The sequence below is a fragment of the Maritalea mediterranea genome (assembly GCF_021568695.1).
GTDB lineage: Bacteria > Pseudomonadota > Alphaproteobacteria > Rhizobiales > Devosiaceae > Maritalea > Maritalea mediterranea.
The window spans coordinates 399,164-412,828 of the sequence record NZ_JAKGTI010000001.1; the positions used below are offsets into that span (position 1 = coordinate 399,164).

The window sequence follows — 13,665 nt, forward strand, 5'->3', positions numbered from 1 at the left end:
ATACCTTGTCGCAACAGGCGGCCTCTGCTTTTCTTTGTCCTGCGCTACCAAATCTGGGTGAAGCCCAGTGCCGGTAGCGCCGTGTTTGTCTCAGTAACACTTATAAACGGGGATGCCCCGCTCCATGCCTTACACTGTCGTATAGGCATAACCAGAGGCCGCCGTTGCTGCGGCAACTATGCTAAAGGAAGTCAGATTTGCCAAGTTCTAATTGACCCAGATAAAGGTTATGAAATTGATTTGGTCAGTACGAAAATCAAGTATGTGATAGTTTGGCGCAATCGGGTCAAAGCGTGAAGTCCTCACCGAGATAAACCCGGCGCGCTTCTTCATCATTGGTGATGGTCTCGGGCCGCCCCTGAATCATCACCTGGCCGCCATGAATAATATAGGCGCGGTCCACCAGGCCCAGCGTTTCGCGCACATTATGGTCGGTGATCAACACACCAATGCCGCGGCTTGTCAGTTGTCGCACAAGTTGCCGAATTTCTCCAACAGCAATCGGGTCCACCCCGGCAAAGGGCTCATCAAGCAGCATAAATTGCGGGTCCGCCGCCAAGGCGCGGGCGATTTCCACCCGTCGGCGCTCACCGCCCGAAAGGGCAAGGGCATCCGCATCGCGAATATGGGTGATGGAAAACTCATCCAGCAACTCGTCCAACCGCGCCTGTTGCGCCTTGCGGCCGCGCACATGCCCCTCCAAGATCGCCAGAATGTTATTTTTCACGCTCATGCCGCGAAAAATTGAGGGCTCTTGCGGCAGATAGCCCATGCCCAACCGGCCGCGCTGAAACAGCGGAAATTTGGTGATCGGCTTGCCATGCAGCAACACTTCTCCACTATCAGGTGGGGTGATGCCCATAATCATGGAGAAAACGGTAGTTTTGCCCGCGCCGTTGGGTCCCAGCAGCCCCACCGCTTCGCCGCGATTTACAGCAACGGATACATTTCGGATGACCACTTTTTTGCCATAGCTTTTGGCCAGCGAATGGGCCACTAGCCAACCGGTCGGGTCAAGCGATTGGTTCTGAGCTGTAGAATTAGCTGCCACTTGAAAAGGTCCCCGTCACGCGCTGGTCAGAGCCAGGATCAGACACAAACCGGGAGCTGTTGTCGGTGACGTCCACAAACAATTCACCGCCCGTGACCCGCGTACCATCTTCGGTGACCTCCACGTTGCCCGTCAGGTGCAAAATCTCGGTTTTCGGGTCATAGGTGCCGAAATCGGCCTTGGCCGTTTTCGGTCCAAAAAGCAGAGTCAGCCGACCATTTGCCGTCATTTTTTTCAAATCTGATGCGCCGCCTTCACCATAATAGGCGATCACTTTAGGCGAATACAGCGTGAAGTCCGCTTGTTTCACCACCACATCGCCAGTGAAGATGGCTTGGCGCCGATCCTCGAAAACCTCAAACACGTCACCGGTGATGTTTACGGGGCCTTTGGATTGCGCCAAAGCCTGTCCGGTGATCGCGGCGCAAGCCAACATTGCCACCAGGGAAACGAGGCGCGCAAAAATTTTAAATCTAGTTTTCATCAGATAGCTCGCTTTGTGGCGGTATGGTTAAGTTGGCCCGTTCAAATTTCCAATATTGTTTGGCCCCGTCATAATGCATATTGATGGCACGCAAGATGGTGCCATTGGCAAAATCGAAGGCAACCCCGTCGTCTCCGTCGAAAATTTGGTCATTCAATTGCGCCACGCCGCTACCGATCGTGCCTAGATCGCCCTTGCTGGATTGCAAATCAATCTGAGTGGGCAAGGTTAAAATATCGGTTATCAGCGAGTAGGCGCCATTGGCGGACTGCCCAACGAGATTTTCCCCATCGGTAAATTCTATCCGGGCCGTCAAATCTATCAGGTCGATGATGTCCTGATTGACAATTTTGGTTGAGGCACTTTTGGCGGTAATTTCGTAGGTGCTGCCGTCGCTGAGTGTGCCGGTTGCACGAGGAGCGTCTACGACCAGATTGTCCTCCTCCAGCCGAATGCCTTCAAATTGGGCAGTGGGCAGAAAATTGCCAATAACAAGTGGCACCATTAAGGCGAGAAAGATCATTCCGCCAAATCCTGGGATCGCCAAGCGCAATAGCTTGACCACACGTCGCCGCCGTTGAACACGCGCAAATTGCTGTTCAAATGAAGGGGCGGCGGCAAGGTTGGTCATCGGCAGCCTCTAGCTATGGGCAAAAATGTCAGTTTCGGCCCAGCCTTTCAGGTCAAGTTCTGCCCGATGCGGTAAAAAGTCCAAGCAGGCCTGGGCCATCTCCATTCGACCTTCACGCTTGAGCATGCGGTCCAGATGGCGTTTCAAATCGTGTAGGTAAAGCACATCACTGGCCGCATATTCCAACTGCGCACTGCTCAAATCATCTGCTCCCCAGTCCGAGCTTTGCTGCTGCTTGGACAGGTCCACACCCAGCAATTCGCGGCACAGATCTTTCAAGCCGTGGCGGTCTGTGTATGTGCGCACCAGCTTGGAGGCGATTTTGCTGCAGTAAACCGGCTTGGTCACGGTGCCGAAAGCGTTTTGCAGGGCGGCAATGTCAAAGCGGGCAAAATGAAACAGCTTGGTCACGTTTTCGTCGCCCAAAAGCTTCTGCAGATTGGGCGCCTCGGTCTGTCCCTGCTCAATTTGCACCACGTCAGCGGTGCCATCACCAGGGGAAAGCTGCACCACACACAACCGGTCTCGCATGGGGTTCAGCCCCATGGTTTCGGTATCGATCGCAACAGATTTTCCATAATCTTTCAGGTGGGGCAGATCGCCCTTATGCAAACGGATGGTCATGCAAATAGCCTATTCTTTCGAGTATTTTATCCCTTTTGCCACAGCAGCGGCGCAAGGCAAAGGCTGTTTGAGCAATTCTTTGCGACTTTTCCGTGATCCCGGGCACGAGAGTCCGACGATTAATTCACTTGCCTTTGGTTAATCTTCTCTTAAACTAAACCATATGCCGGGTGGGTGGATCAATGAGAACCTCCAAGACCGGATATTCAAGAAAGTAAGGGGGAGAATATGCTCAAGGAATTTAAGGCCTTTGCGATCAAAGGCAATATGGTTGAATTGGCCATCGGTGTGATCATTGGCGCGGCATTTGGCGCCATCGTCTCATCTTTGGTGGATGATGTTTTTATGCCGGTCATCGGCCTGCTTCTTGGCGGGCTCGACTTTTCGAACTGGTTTATCGTGTTGTCAGACACAGGCGGGGAGACTGTTGCTTCAGTTGCTCAGGCGAAAGAGCTTGGCATTGCAACATTGAATATCGGTCTGTTTGTGAATGCGGTGGTCAAGTTCTTCATTATTGCTGTGGTGCTTTTCTTCGTGGTCAAGGGCATCAATTCCTTGCGCCGCAAAGAGGAAGCAAAGCCCACTGCACCACCATCACCGACAAAAGAAGAAACCCTGTTGACCGAAATTCGCGATTTGTTGGCCAAAAAGTAATTCTAGGCGAAAGGGAGCCGATTGGCTCCCTTTTCATTCAGTCAGTTGGCGAGAACCTCTTCAACAAATTGATCCGCCACCTTGTGCGGCGAGGCATTGAGTGCCTTCGCTTTGGTCAATATTTTGTCGGTTGTTTCGGCCAATTGTTCAATCTTACGATCCACCCACTTCTCGTCGGTAATTTTCAAAATTTCGGTGGAGACGCTTATGATGCCGCCGCCATTCACAACATAGTCGGGGGCGTAAACAATTCCGCGCTCCATCAAGGCGTCGCCAGCGGCATCATCAGCCAATTGGTTGTTGGCGGCGCCACACACCAGCTTGACCTTCAGCCGCTTGATCGTATCAGCATTCAGAATGGCCCCCATGGCGCAGGGGGCAAAAATGTCGGCCTCCACGTCATAAATATCGTCAGGTGCAACCGATCGGGCGCTAAATCGCTGCCGTGCCTCGGCAACGGCGTGGGCGTCGATATCACTCACCAACAACTGCGCACCGGCTGCGTGCAAATGTTCGGCAAAATACATGCCCACATGGCCCAGACCCTGCAGGGCCACCGTCTTGCCCTCAATCTGATCGCGACCGAAAGCATGCTTGAGCGCAGCCAAGCAGGAGAGAAATACACCGCGGGCGGTGACCGGGGAAGGATCGCCAGATGCAAACGCCCCTTTGTTCAATCCCGCTGCATGGCTTGTAAACTTGGCGGCTTCTTCAATATCCTCAACGCTGATGCCCACATCCTCTGCCGTCGTATACATCCCCCCAAAACTTTCGACAAAGCGCCCAAAGGCCTGCATCAGTTCGGGGGATTTGTCGGTATTTGGATCAGCCATAATCACCGATTTGCCGCCCCCCAAAGGCAGTGATGCGGCCGCATTTTTATAGGTCATGCCTTTTGAAAGCCGAAGCGCGTCAATCTTGGCAGTCTCAAGGTCCGGATAATTAAACATGCGACAGCCGCCAGCCGCCGGACCCAATTTTGTGCTGTGAACAGCAATAATGGATTTCAGGCCGCTCTCCGCGTCCTCCGCATAAACCACCTTTTCATAACCCGGTGCGTCCAAGGGTGTGAGTTTCATTGATCTATCCCAGAGATGATTATTGTTGTCGTTTTATTGTTTTTAGCTGTTTTGGCCCCTCTTTTGGCTAAAGGTCAATGCTTGTCCGACAATTAATCGAACTCATTTGGGAAATATCGTCCAGTCGCGAGGGCGGCGCCGGTCTAAAATTGCACAGGCGGCCACAGCGTTGGTGAAAGTTCACACCATGCATGCTGAGCTCAAACATAACCGCTACATGGATTACCGGATCAAGTCCGGTAATGACGTTGTGGGTTGTGAAAAGCCCTGTACAGCTTTAAAGCGGAACACCCATCGGCGGGGGTGCCGGGGTAGCGAATGTAGTGAGCGACGGCGGCGAGAAAAAGAGCCGGGGGTGCCGGGGTAGCGAACGTAGTGAGCGACGGCGGCGCAAAAAAGAGCCGGGGGTGCCGGGGTAGCGAACGTAGTGAGCGACGGCGGCGCAAAAAAGAGCCGGGTCCGGTGGCGGCAAATTAAGAGCGCTCACCCCTCCTGCGAAATAGGCTTTTGCCTTATGCGGGTCATGCTCGAGGACGTGTGTGCCCGCCAGATATGGGCCAGCGCGTCCAGGTCGCCCAGACACACCGCATCGCGATAGTCGCGTACCTCGTCGCGCAGGCTTTTGCATTCGCGTTTCACATCCTGATCGGTCAGTGATTTCAGCCAGATACGGGCGGTTTGGTAGAAAAGCCGCTCCATCGTCTCGCGCAGCGGAATATTGGTGGTGAAATCCACCAGGGCGTGAAAGGTGGCGATATTCACTTCCGAATAGCCGCGCGCACTCGGATTTTCAGTCAGCTCCTGGCTTTTCTTGTGCAGCCATTTGAAGCGTTTGATATCATGTTGATTGACCGCGCGAGGGGAAAGCCGAGCCAACAGCGGCGATAGCTCCATGCGCAATTGATAAACCTGATAAAGCGCGCCAATATCGATATCGGTCACCAGCGTGCCAACACCCTGAACGGATTTCAAAAGTCCCTCGGCTTGCAATTGAAACAACACCCGGCGCAAGGGCGTGCGGCTCACGCCAAACTCTTCTGCCAACTCGCCCTCACTCAGGCGCATACCCGGCGGGTAATCGAGCAAGGAGATGCGTGTACGGATTTCGTCATGCAATTCGCGAAACCGACGGCCAGCCGCGCTTTCATTGTCTTCCGGTTCTGATGTGGGCAGCAGGGGGAGATCCTGATCCATCTTTGTCTCTCTAGGCCCGCATGGAATGGGCCAGCTTGTCCAACATGGTCAAACATTGCTGCATCTGGCCAATGTCCAAAAATTCGTCCGGCTTGTGGGCCTGCTCAATCGAGCCGGGGCCACACACAATCGTAGCAACACCCAAATCCTGAAACAGCCCGGCCTCAGTGCCAAACGCTACATAATGACGGTCATTTTGCCCCGTCAGCGCCGCGACAATCTCTCGCGCCTCATTGGACTGCACTGGGGTGAGCCCGATCACTTCGCCAATGGTGCGGGTGGTGATATTGGAGTCGGGCCAGACCTTGCGCATATCGGGCAGCAATTCATCGCTACAAAATGTGTGCAAAATATCCTTCACCCAATCCGCGTCTGCGGGGTCGATCGGGCGCATTTCCCAATCCACCTCCGTGTGATTGCAAATCACATTGTGCGCAGAGCCCCCTTCAATGCGGCCCACATTGATGGTGGTCCAGGGTGGATCGAACGGGCTGTTTTTCGGGGCCCGCTGCTTCAGCGCTTCGCGCAGCTCGAGTAATTTGCTCACATAGCGTGTGGCATATTCCGCTGCGTTCACGCCTGCTTCTGGGCGAGAGCCATGCCCAGCGCGGCCAGTGAAAAAAACACTATATTCGCAGCAGCCCTTATGGCCCTCGACAATTTTCATCATGGTGGGTTCCCCCACAATTGCGGCAGCCGGCAGATGGGGGCGATGTCTTAAAATCTCCACCAGATCGCGTGCCCCCAAACAGCCCACTTCCTCATCATAGGTGAAGATAAAATGAACCGGGCGCTTCAACTCGTGGGCGGCAAATTTGGGCGCCAGCGCAAGGGCTGCAGCGATAAAGCCCTTCATGTCACAGGTGCCCCGCCCAAAATAGCGTCCATCTTTTTCAACCAATTCAAATGGATCTGTCTGCCAGGTCTGGTCCGCCACTGGCACCACATCGCTATGGCCGGACAAAACAATGCCGCCACCAATATCCGGGCCAATGGTGGCCACCAGATTGGCCTTTTTGTGCGTGGCGTCATGGTGCAGCTCAATTTTTGCGCCCACATCTTCAAGCAAATTGGCCACATAATGGATCATGTCCAAATTACTGTCCGCCGACACGGTGGGAAAGGCGATCAGTTGGCGTAAAATTTCTTCGGTACGATCCAGCATTAGTCCTTCACATAGAGTTTGCGGGGCCGGTTGCACAATGTTTCGGCCGGTCCCTTGTCTTTAATCAGAATACTTTCGGTGATCTCGAGGCCCCAATCGTCCTCCCAGATGCCGGGCATAAAGTGGAACGTCATACCTGGTTGCAAAATGGTGCGGTCTTCCAGTCGAATAGACACAGTGCGCTCGCCCCAGTCTGGCGGATAGGAAATACCGATCGGATAACCCGCGCGGGAGGCCCGGTAAATCCCAGCCCGCTCCAGCGGAATCGCCAAAGCCCGAGCGATGTCCTTGGCGCGGGCACCCGGCACCGCCGCTTCAAGGCCCGCTTCCAAGCCTTCCACCAGCGCCTTTTCCGCATCCAGCAGATATTGTGGCGGTTTGCCCAAATGTACCGTGCGGCACAAAGGCGCGTGGTAACGGCGAAAACAGCCGGAAATTTCAAAGAATGTGGGGGTGTCCGCATCGAAAATGCGTCCATCCCACGTTAGGTGCGGGGCCGCCGCATCAGACCCGCTGGGCAACATTGGCACAATCGCAGGGTAATCGCCCCAATCATCATCAATGCCGGAAATGGCATCAGCATAAATCTGGCCAACAATATCACTTTTGCGCACTCCGGGTTCAACTCGCTCAACAATACCGTCGATTATCTTTTCCGAAATCCGTGCCGCCTTGCGCATGTAAGCGATCTCGTCCTCGCTCTTCACCAGGCGCTGCCAGTTCACCAAGCCAGTGGCATCTACAAAAACGGCGTCGGGTAACTCGTGGGTCATGGTCAAATAGGCTTTGGCCGAGAAATAATAGTTCTCCAACTCAACCCCGATGCGCTTGTTGCCCAAACCGCGATCACGGATCATCGCCGAAAGCATTTCCATCGGGTGACAAAGGGTGGATTGCACATAATGGTCCGGATAATAGGTAATTCGACTTTCATCCATCCAAACGGTGCGCAGCGCACCATTTGTATCCTGATAACGCCCCCACCAAATTGGATCTTCGTCCATAAACACCAGAACCCCCTGATGCACGTAGAAGGACCAGCCGTCATAGCCGGTCAGCCAGCCCATATTGGACGGGTCTTCAATAAACAGCACATCAATCTCAAAGTTTTCCATAGACCGACGGACTTTTTCCAAGCGACGGTCATATTCCTGCTGAGAAAAGGGTAGATTATTGTTCGTCATGCACAGTGCCCCTCAAATCACGAAGATGTATACATCAAGCTAATTTGAGCTTTTCGTCAATGAAAAATTGTAAGATTTATCAAGCTGGTTGCGTTGACAAGCCTCAAATGTTTCGCATGATGTACACAACAATCTACTCTAGCGGTGAATGGGGCCGAGCATGCTCAACTTGTCGGATATCTTTGCAGCGCAAAAAATCATTAAGGGGCAGGCAGACCAAACACCGTTGGTGCCGTCACCCTTTCTCAGTGATAAGTTTGGCACCGATATATGGCTTAAACTGGAAAATATGCAGCCCGTAGGCGCCTTTAAGTTGCGCGGCGCCATTAATGCTGTGATGAATTTGCCCGAAGGCATCCAGGGCGTCACCTGTTGTTCCACCGGCAATCATGGGCGCGGTGTGGCCTATGCCGCCCGATTGCGTGGTTTGCGTGCGGTGATCTGCATGTCCGAACTGGTGCCCAAAGCCAAAGTGGAGGGCATTCAGCAAGTGGGTGGCGAAGTTTGGGTCAAAGGCCGCAGTCAGGATGACGCCATGGCGGAAAGTCAGCGGCTTTGTCAGGACGAAGGGTTGGTCGAAATCTCACCCTTTGATGATCCAAATGTGATTGCCGGGCAGGGCACAATCGGGCTGGAAATATTGGCCGCGCGACCCGACATTGAAACCTTGCTTGTGCCGCTTTCCGGCGGCGGCTTGGCCGCAGGCATTGCCGTGGCCGCAAAAGCGATTAAACCGAACATCAAATTGGTGGGCATCTCCATGGACAGGGGTGCCGCCATGGCCGAATCCATCAAGGCGGGGAAACCAATGGATGTGGTGGAAGTGCCCAGCTTGGCCGACAGTCTGGGCGGTGGCATTGGCATGGCCAATAAATATTCATTCCCCATCTGCCGCGATTTGCTGGATGAAGTCCTGTTGGTCAGTGAAGAGGAAATTTATCGCGCCATGCAATGTCTTTATTATGAAGACCGCATCGTGGCCGAAGGCGCCTGCGTGGTGGGCATTGCCGCCATGTTGGCCGGCAAATTTGTGCCCAAGGGTTCCGTGGCCACCGTGATCACCGGCCGCAATCTCGACATGGAAATGTTCACCCAAATCATCAGTGGCCATGATGTGCAATTGGGCGATTATCGTATTCAGGGAGAGCCCTATGTCAGACCATAAGGGCGTTGTGATCCTGCGCGGCAGCCCGCGCGCCGGCGGCAATAGCGATCAAATGGCCGACCGGTTTGCCAATATCGTCAAGGGCGCAGGACGCCCTTTGCATGACGATGCGCTGCGGGATTTGAATTTTGTGCCCTTCGGCGAGTTGCCGACCGATCATCGGGACGACTTGAGTTCTGCGTTGGCGGCGATCTATGATGCCAATGTCGTGGTGCTGAGCACCCCGATTTACTTTTGCAATATTTCCGGGCTGCTCAAGGGGGCCTTTGATCGTTTTTTTGGCTATTTGAAAAGTGATTATCTGACCAACCCGCAGCCCACAAAACTACCTGCTGGCAAGCACTTGGTGCTGTTGCAAGTTCAAGGCGAACCGGCCGAACGCTATGGTGACCTGCTGGCTCAATATGGTCCGGCGCTGGATAAATTGGGCTTTAAGGGCCGCCATCTCGTGCGTGCCTGCGGGGTGCGTGACAGTGAAGATATTCAATCCCACCCCGACGTCTTGCAGGCGGTGGAGAAATTGGCCACGCGGCTGATCACATCATAAGGAGGCTTTTATGTCCCATGAGATTTTGATCGTTACAGAAAGTGAACTCAAACGTGTGTTGAATCTGGGGCGATCCATGAACGATTTGATGGAGAAAGCCTTCGCTTCTTTGGCCGCGGGCGAGGTGATCATGCCGCCGATCCTTTCCATGGATTTACCAAAAGTGAATGCGGAGGTGGACGTTAAAACCGCCTATATCCCGGGCTTCGACCATTTTGCCATCAAGGTTTCGCCCGGCTTTTTCGACAATCCAAAGTTGGGCCTGCCCAGCCTCAATGGCCTGATGATGCTGCTCAGCGCCAAAACCGGGTTGGCCAGCGCGGTCTTTTTGGACAATGGCTATCTCACCGACCTGCGCACCGCCGCCGCGGGCGGTGTGGTTGCCCGCCACATGGCTCCAAAAAAGGTGGGCACTGCCGGCGTGATCGGCACCGGGGTGCAGGCGCGTTTGCAAATCATCGCTGCCCATATTGAGCGCCCGTTTAAAAAGGTTTTGGTCTGGGGACGTAATCGCGACCATGCTGAAGCTTGCGCCCGCGATATTGCCTACGAAATTGGCGTGGAGGCCAAAGTGGCCGATAGCGCCGAACAGTTGGTAAAGGAAAGCCAATTGGTGGTGACCACCACCCCATCGCGCGAGCCCTTGATCGATGCAGACTGGATGCATCCGGACCTGCACATCACCGCCATGGGGGCGGACCAGGAAGGCAAGAATGAGCTTGACCCGGAAATGGTAGCGCAGGCCGATATTTTCGTCTGTGACCGGGTCAGCCAGTGCGAGAAATTGGGCGAATTGCGGGCGGCAATGGAAAGTGGCAATTGGCCATCAGACCAAACCCCGGCCGAGTTGGGCGAGATCATTGCCGGCACAAAACCAAATCGCACCCATGATGCCTCCATCACAATTTGCGATTTGACCGGCACTGGGGCGCAGGATACGGCTATTGCCAATCATGCATTTGAGCTGGCGCACAGCCTTGACTTTGGCACGATAATAAAAACAGATTAACCGCTGATCTATAGGACATATTATGATCAAACTTGACGCGCGCGATATTGAGATTTTGCGATTATTGTCGCAAGAGGGGCGCATCTCCAAATCCGACCTGGCCGCGCGCATCAATTTGTCGCCGACACCTTGTTGGGAACGGCTCAAACGGTTGGAAAAGTCAGGCGTGATCGAGTCCTATCGGGCTGAGATTGCGCTGCACAAGATCGCTCCCTGCGTCACCATTTTTGTGGCCGTCGAGCTGGAAAACCACCGGGCCTCAAGCTTTCAGCTGTTTGAGCAATCCATGAAAAATTATGACGAGGTCATCGCCTGCTGGGCCATCGGTGGCGGGCTGGATTATTTTATGCAGGTGGTCACCAAGGATATTGACGCCTATCAGCGCCTGATCGATGAGATGCTGGAAGCCAAAATCGGGCTGGCGCGCTATTTCACCTATTTTGTCACCAAACCGGTGAAACAGGGTGGCGTGCCCCCAATCGCGGAGCTGTTGGACTAGCGCAGAAAATTTCACTTCTATCAGCTATAATTTCAACAAACTTCTCTTTCAATTTCGCTTTTTTCAGTCACAAATTCTGGTCGATTGCCCCCATTCTGTTAGCCAACGGAAAAGGAGGGTTGATCCATGCCGACAAATCTTTTGAAAACACACGACGATCTTAAGGGCATCACGCCCCATCTGAAAGATAGCCGTCTGCTGCGCCAATTTTCCTATATTGGTGGCAAATGGGTCGGTGCCGAAAATGGCGACACCATTGCCGTGACCAACCCGGCCAATGGCGAATGGCTGGGCGAAGTGGCTGCGCTGACCGCCTCGCAAAGCGCAGAGGCTGTGAATGTGGCGCAGACCGCGTTTGAAAGTTGGTCCATGAGTCTGCCCCAACACCGCGCCGCTTGCCTGCGCCGCTGGTTCGATCTGATTATTGAACATAAAGAAGACCTGGCCCGCATCATGGTGCTGGAGCAGGGCAAGCCCCTGTCCGAAGCCATGGGCGAAATCGATTATGCCGCGTCATTCGTGGAATTCTATGCTGAAGAAACCAAGCGTCCCAATATTGAAGGCGTGACCTCGCACCTGCACGATGCGGAAGTGGAATTGTGGCGCGAGCCGATTGGCGTTGCCGCCATGATCACCCCGTGGAACTTCCCCGCCGCCATGTTGACCCGCAAGGCTGCTGCGGCGATTGCGGCCGGGTGCACCGTGGTGGCGCACCCGTCCCACGAAACGCCCTATTCCGCTCTGGCATTGGCCGAACTGGCTGAGCGCGCCGGGCTGGAGCCAGGTGTGTTCAACATCATCACCGGCCGCGCTTCTGTGGTGGTGGAGCCATGGACCAAAGATAGCCGCGTGCGGGCGCTCTCGTTCACCGGTTCAACTGAAATCGGTCGCTTGCTCTATCGCCAAAGCGCCGACACGGTGAAAAAGCTGGTGCTGGAACTGGGCGGCCATGCCCCCTTCATCGCCTTTGACGATTGCGATGTCGACTATGTCGTCGACGAGGCGATTAAGGCAAAATTCGCAACGTCCGGTCAGGATTGTCTGGGCGCTAACCGGTTCTATGTGCACGAAAAAATCTACGATGAATTCTGCAAGAAATTTGCCGCCGCCACTGCCAAGTTGAGCGTGGGCCATGGCCTTGATGACCCGATGATCGGGCCATTGATGAACCAGAAAGCCATCGACAAGCAGGTCGAACACGTCAGCGACGCCGTGGAAAAAGGCGCGAAGGTGCTGACCGGTGGTGAAGGCCATGAGATGGGCGAACTGTTCTATCAGCCAACCGTTTTGGCCGACGTGCCGGACAGTGCCAAAATCATGCAGGAAGAGACATTTGGCCCAGTGGCGGCGATCCAGAAATTCAGCGATGAAGAGGCGGTCACCCGAAAAGCCAATGACACGGAATATGGTCTGATTGCCTATTTGCATACTGCAGATCCGAAACGCATCTACCGTATGAGCCGGGCCTTGCAATTTGGCATGGTGGCGGTCAACCGTACCAAGGTGACCGGCGCGCCGATTCCTTTTGGCGGTTACAAACAGTCAGGTTTGGCCCGTGAGGGTGCGCGCCAGGGCTTAGAAGCCTTTACGGAAATCAAATATGTATGCCGCGATTGGGCATAAATTGGAGTTTTTATGAATATCCTGTTTGTTCTGGCGCATCCGGAACCAACATCGTTCAATGGTCAACTGGTCGCCGCAGGCAAAGAATATTTTGAAGCGGCGGGCCACAATGTGGAGGTGAGCGACCTATATAGTCTGGGTTTTGACCCGGTGGAAAAGGCAGAAAACTATGCCAACCGGGTCAATGAAAGCGAGTTTGCACCGCTGGCCGAGCAGCGCCATGCCTATAAATCAGGACAATTGGCACCGGAGATCAAACAGCAGATCGAGATGCTCGAGCGGGCGGATCTGGTGGTCTTCCAGTTCCCGATCTGGTGGCATTCGGTGCCAGCGATCCTGAAAGGCTGGTGCGACCGCGTTTTTGTCAGCGGCGGGCTCTATACCAGCAAGATGCGCTATGATGCGGGTTATTTCCGCGGTAAACGCGCCATCTGCTCGGTGACCTCCGGCGCGCCCGCGGAAGCCTTCGTGGCTGGCGGTCGTGGTGGAGAACTGGATCAGATCCTGTGGTCGATGCAGTTCTCGCTTTACTATATGGGCTTTGATGTGCTGCCGCCCCACGCCTCCTATGGGGTCTCGGGCCATGGATATTCCTATGTCTCTGACGATGCGTTTGAAAAACAATTCGCGACACTGAAACAAAACTGGATTGAGCGTTTGAGCACAATCCAATCTGACACGCCGATGGCCTATCCCGGTTGGGACGACTGGGACGACCTCGGACAACCAAAAACGGCAAAAGCCTAAAAAGGGAGC

The 13,665-nt window shown here is 54.3% G+C and carries 15 protein-coding genes; 7 read left to right on the forward strand and 8 right to left on the reverse strand.

Going from position 1 to position 13,665, the window contains the following annotated elements:
* Window positions 1-286 precede the first annotated feature (286 nt).
* Genes lptB through L1I42_RS01935 form a run of 4 tightly spaced genes read right to left on the reverse strand, consistent with a single transcriptional unit; the run spans window position 287 to window position 2,790 of the window.
* Window positions 287-1,051, reverse strand: coding sequence for an LPS export ABC transporter ATP-binding protein (gene lptB, locus L1I42_RS01920; protein ID WP_236112814.1), 765 nt, complete (start codon window positions 1,049-1,051; stop codon window positions 287-289).
* Window positions 1,041-1,535, reverse strand: coding sequence for an LptA/OstA family protein (locus L1I42_RS01925; RefSeq protein ID WP_236112815.1), 495 nt, complete (start codon window positions 1,533-1,535; stop codon window positions 1,041-1,043). The genes lptB and L1I42_RS01925 overlap by 11 nt, the downstream gene beginning before the upstream one ends.
* The gene (locus L1I42_RS01930) at window positions 1,525-2,166 is read right to left on the reverse strand and encodes a hypothetical protein (RefSeq protein ID WP_236112816.1); all 642 of its coding nucleotides are present in this window, start codon (window positions 2,164-2,166) and stop codon (window positions 1,525-1,527) included. Before L1I42_RS01930 ends, L1I42_RS01925 begins: the two co-directional genes overlap by 11 nt.
* Before the next feature lie 9 nt (window positions 2,167-2,175).
* A complete protein-coding gene (locus L1I42_RS01935; protein ID WP_236112817.1) occupies window positions 2,176-2,790 on the reverse strand; it encodes a ribonuclease D in 615 nt (204 codons plus the stop codon).
* 228 nt (window positions 2,791-3,018) lie between these two features.
* Here L1I42_RS01935 and mscL point away from each other — a divergent pair, with 228 nt between their 5' ends.
* Complete coding sequence (gene mscL / locus L1I42_RS01940) at window positions 3,019-3,444, forward strand: large conductance mechanosensitive channel protein MscL (RefSeq protein ID WP_236112818.1); 426 nt, start codon at window positions 3,019-3,021, stop codon at window positions 3,442-3,444.
* A gap of 41 nt (window positions 3,445-3,485) precedes the next feature.
* On the opposite strand, the gene L1I42_RS01945 is transcribed toward mscL, so the two are convergent.
* From L1I42_RS01945 to L1I42_RS01960, 4 genes are all read right to left on the reverse strand, one after another.
* Window positions 3,486-4,523, reverse strand: a complete 1,038-nt coding sequence (locus L1I42_RS01945) for a Leu/Phe/Val dehydrogenase (protein ID WP_236112819.1) — start codon at window positions 4,521-4,523, stop codon at window positions 3,486-3,488.
* A 483-nt stretch (window positions 4,524-5,006) separates the two neighbouring features.
* On the reverse strand, window positions 5,007-5,717 hold the full coding sequence (locus tag L1I42_RS01950) for a GntR family transcriptional regulator (RefSeq protein WP_236112820.1): 711 nt from the start codon (window positions 5,715-5,717) through the stop codon (window positions 5,007-5,009).
* A 10-nt stretch (window positions 5,718-5,727) separates the two neighbouring features.
* Window positions 5,728-6,882, reverse strand: a complete 1,155-nt coding sequence (argE, locus tag L1I42_RS01955) for an acetylornithine deacetylase (protein ID WP_236112821.1) — start codon at window positions 6,880-6,882, stop codon at window positions 5,728-5,730.
* The gene (locus L1I42_RS01960; protein ID WP_236112822.1) at window positions 6,882-8,066 is read right to left on the reverse strand and encodes a M24 family metallopeptidase; all 1,185 of its coding nucleotides are present in this window, start codon (window positions 8,064-8,066) and stop codon (window positions 6,882-6,884) included. Before L1I42_RS01960 ends, argE begins: the two co-directional genes overlap by 1 nt.
* 160 nt (window positions 8,067-8,226) lie before the next feature.
* Between L1I42_RS01960 and eutB the strand changes: the two genes are divergently transcribed.
* The 6 genes from eutB (at window position 8,227) to L1I42_RS01990 (ending at window position 13,656) form a co-directional block, all read left to right on the forward strand.
* Window positions 8,227-9,231 (forward strand): hydroxyectoine utilization dehydratase EutB, encoded by a 1,005-nt coding sequence (gene eutB / locus L1I42_RS01965; RefSeq protein WP_236112823.1) that lies wholly within the window; start codon window positions 8,227-8,229, stop codon window positions 9,229-9,231.
* Complete coding sequence (locus tag L1I42_RS01970; RefSeq protein ID WP_236112824.1) at window positions 9,218-9,778, forward strand: flavodoxin family protein; 561 nt, start codon at window positions 9,218-9,220, stop codon at window positions 9,776-9,778. The genes eutB and L1I42_RS01970 overlap by 14 nt, the downstream gene beginning before the upstream one ends.
* A gap of 10 nt (window positions 9,779-9,788) precedes the next feature.
* Entirely contained in the window at window positions 9,789-10,787 is a 999-nt protein-coding gene (locus L1I42_RS01975) for a cyclodeaminase (RefSeq protein WP_236112825.1), read from the forward strand.
* A 22-nt stretch (window positions 10,788-10,809) separates the two neighbouring features.
* Window positions 10,810-11,286 (forward strand): Lrp/AsnC family transcriptional regulator, encoded by a 477-nt coding sequence (locus tag L1I42_RS01980; protein ID WP_236112826.1) that lies wholly within the window; start codon window positions 10,810-10,812, stop codon window positions 11,284-11,286.
* A gap of 126 nt (window positions 11,287-11,412) precedes the next feature.
* The gene (locus L1I42_RS01985; protein WP_236112827.1) at window positions 11,413-12,909 is read left to right on the forward strand and encodes an NAD-dependent succinate-semialdehyde dehydrogenase; all 1,497 of its coding nucleotides are present in this window, start codon (window positions 11,413-11,415) and stop codon (window positions 12,907-12,909) included.
* Between the two features lie 12 nt (window positions 12,910-12,921).
* Window positions 12,922-13,656 (forward strand): NAD(P)H-dependent oxidoreductase, encoded by a 735-nt coding sequence (locus L1I42_RS01990; RefSeq protein WP_236112828.1) that lies wholly within the window; start codon window positions 12,922-12,924, stop codon window positions 13,654-13,656.
* Window positions 13,657-13,665 lie beyond the last annotated feature (9 nt).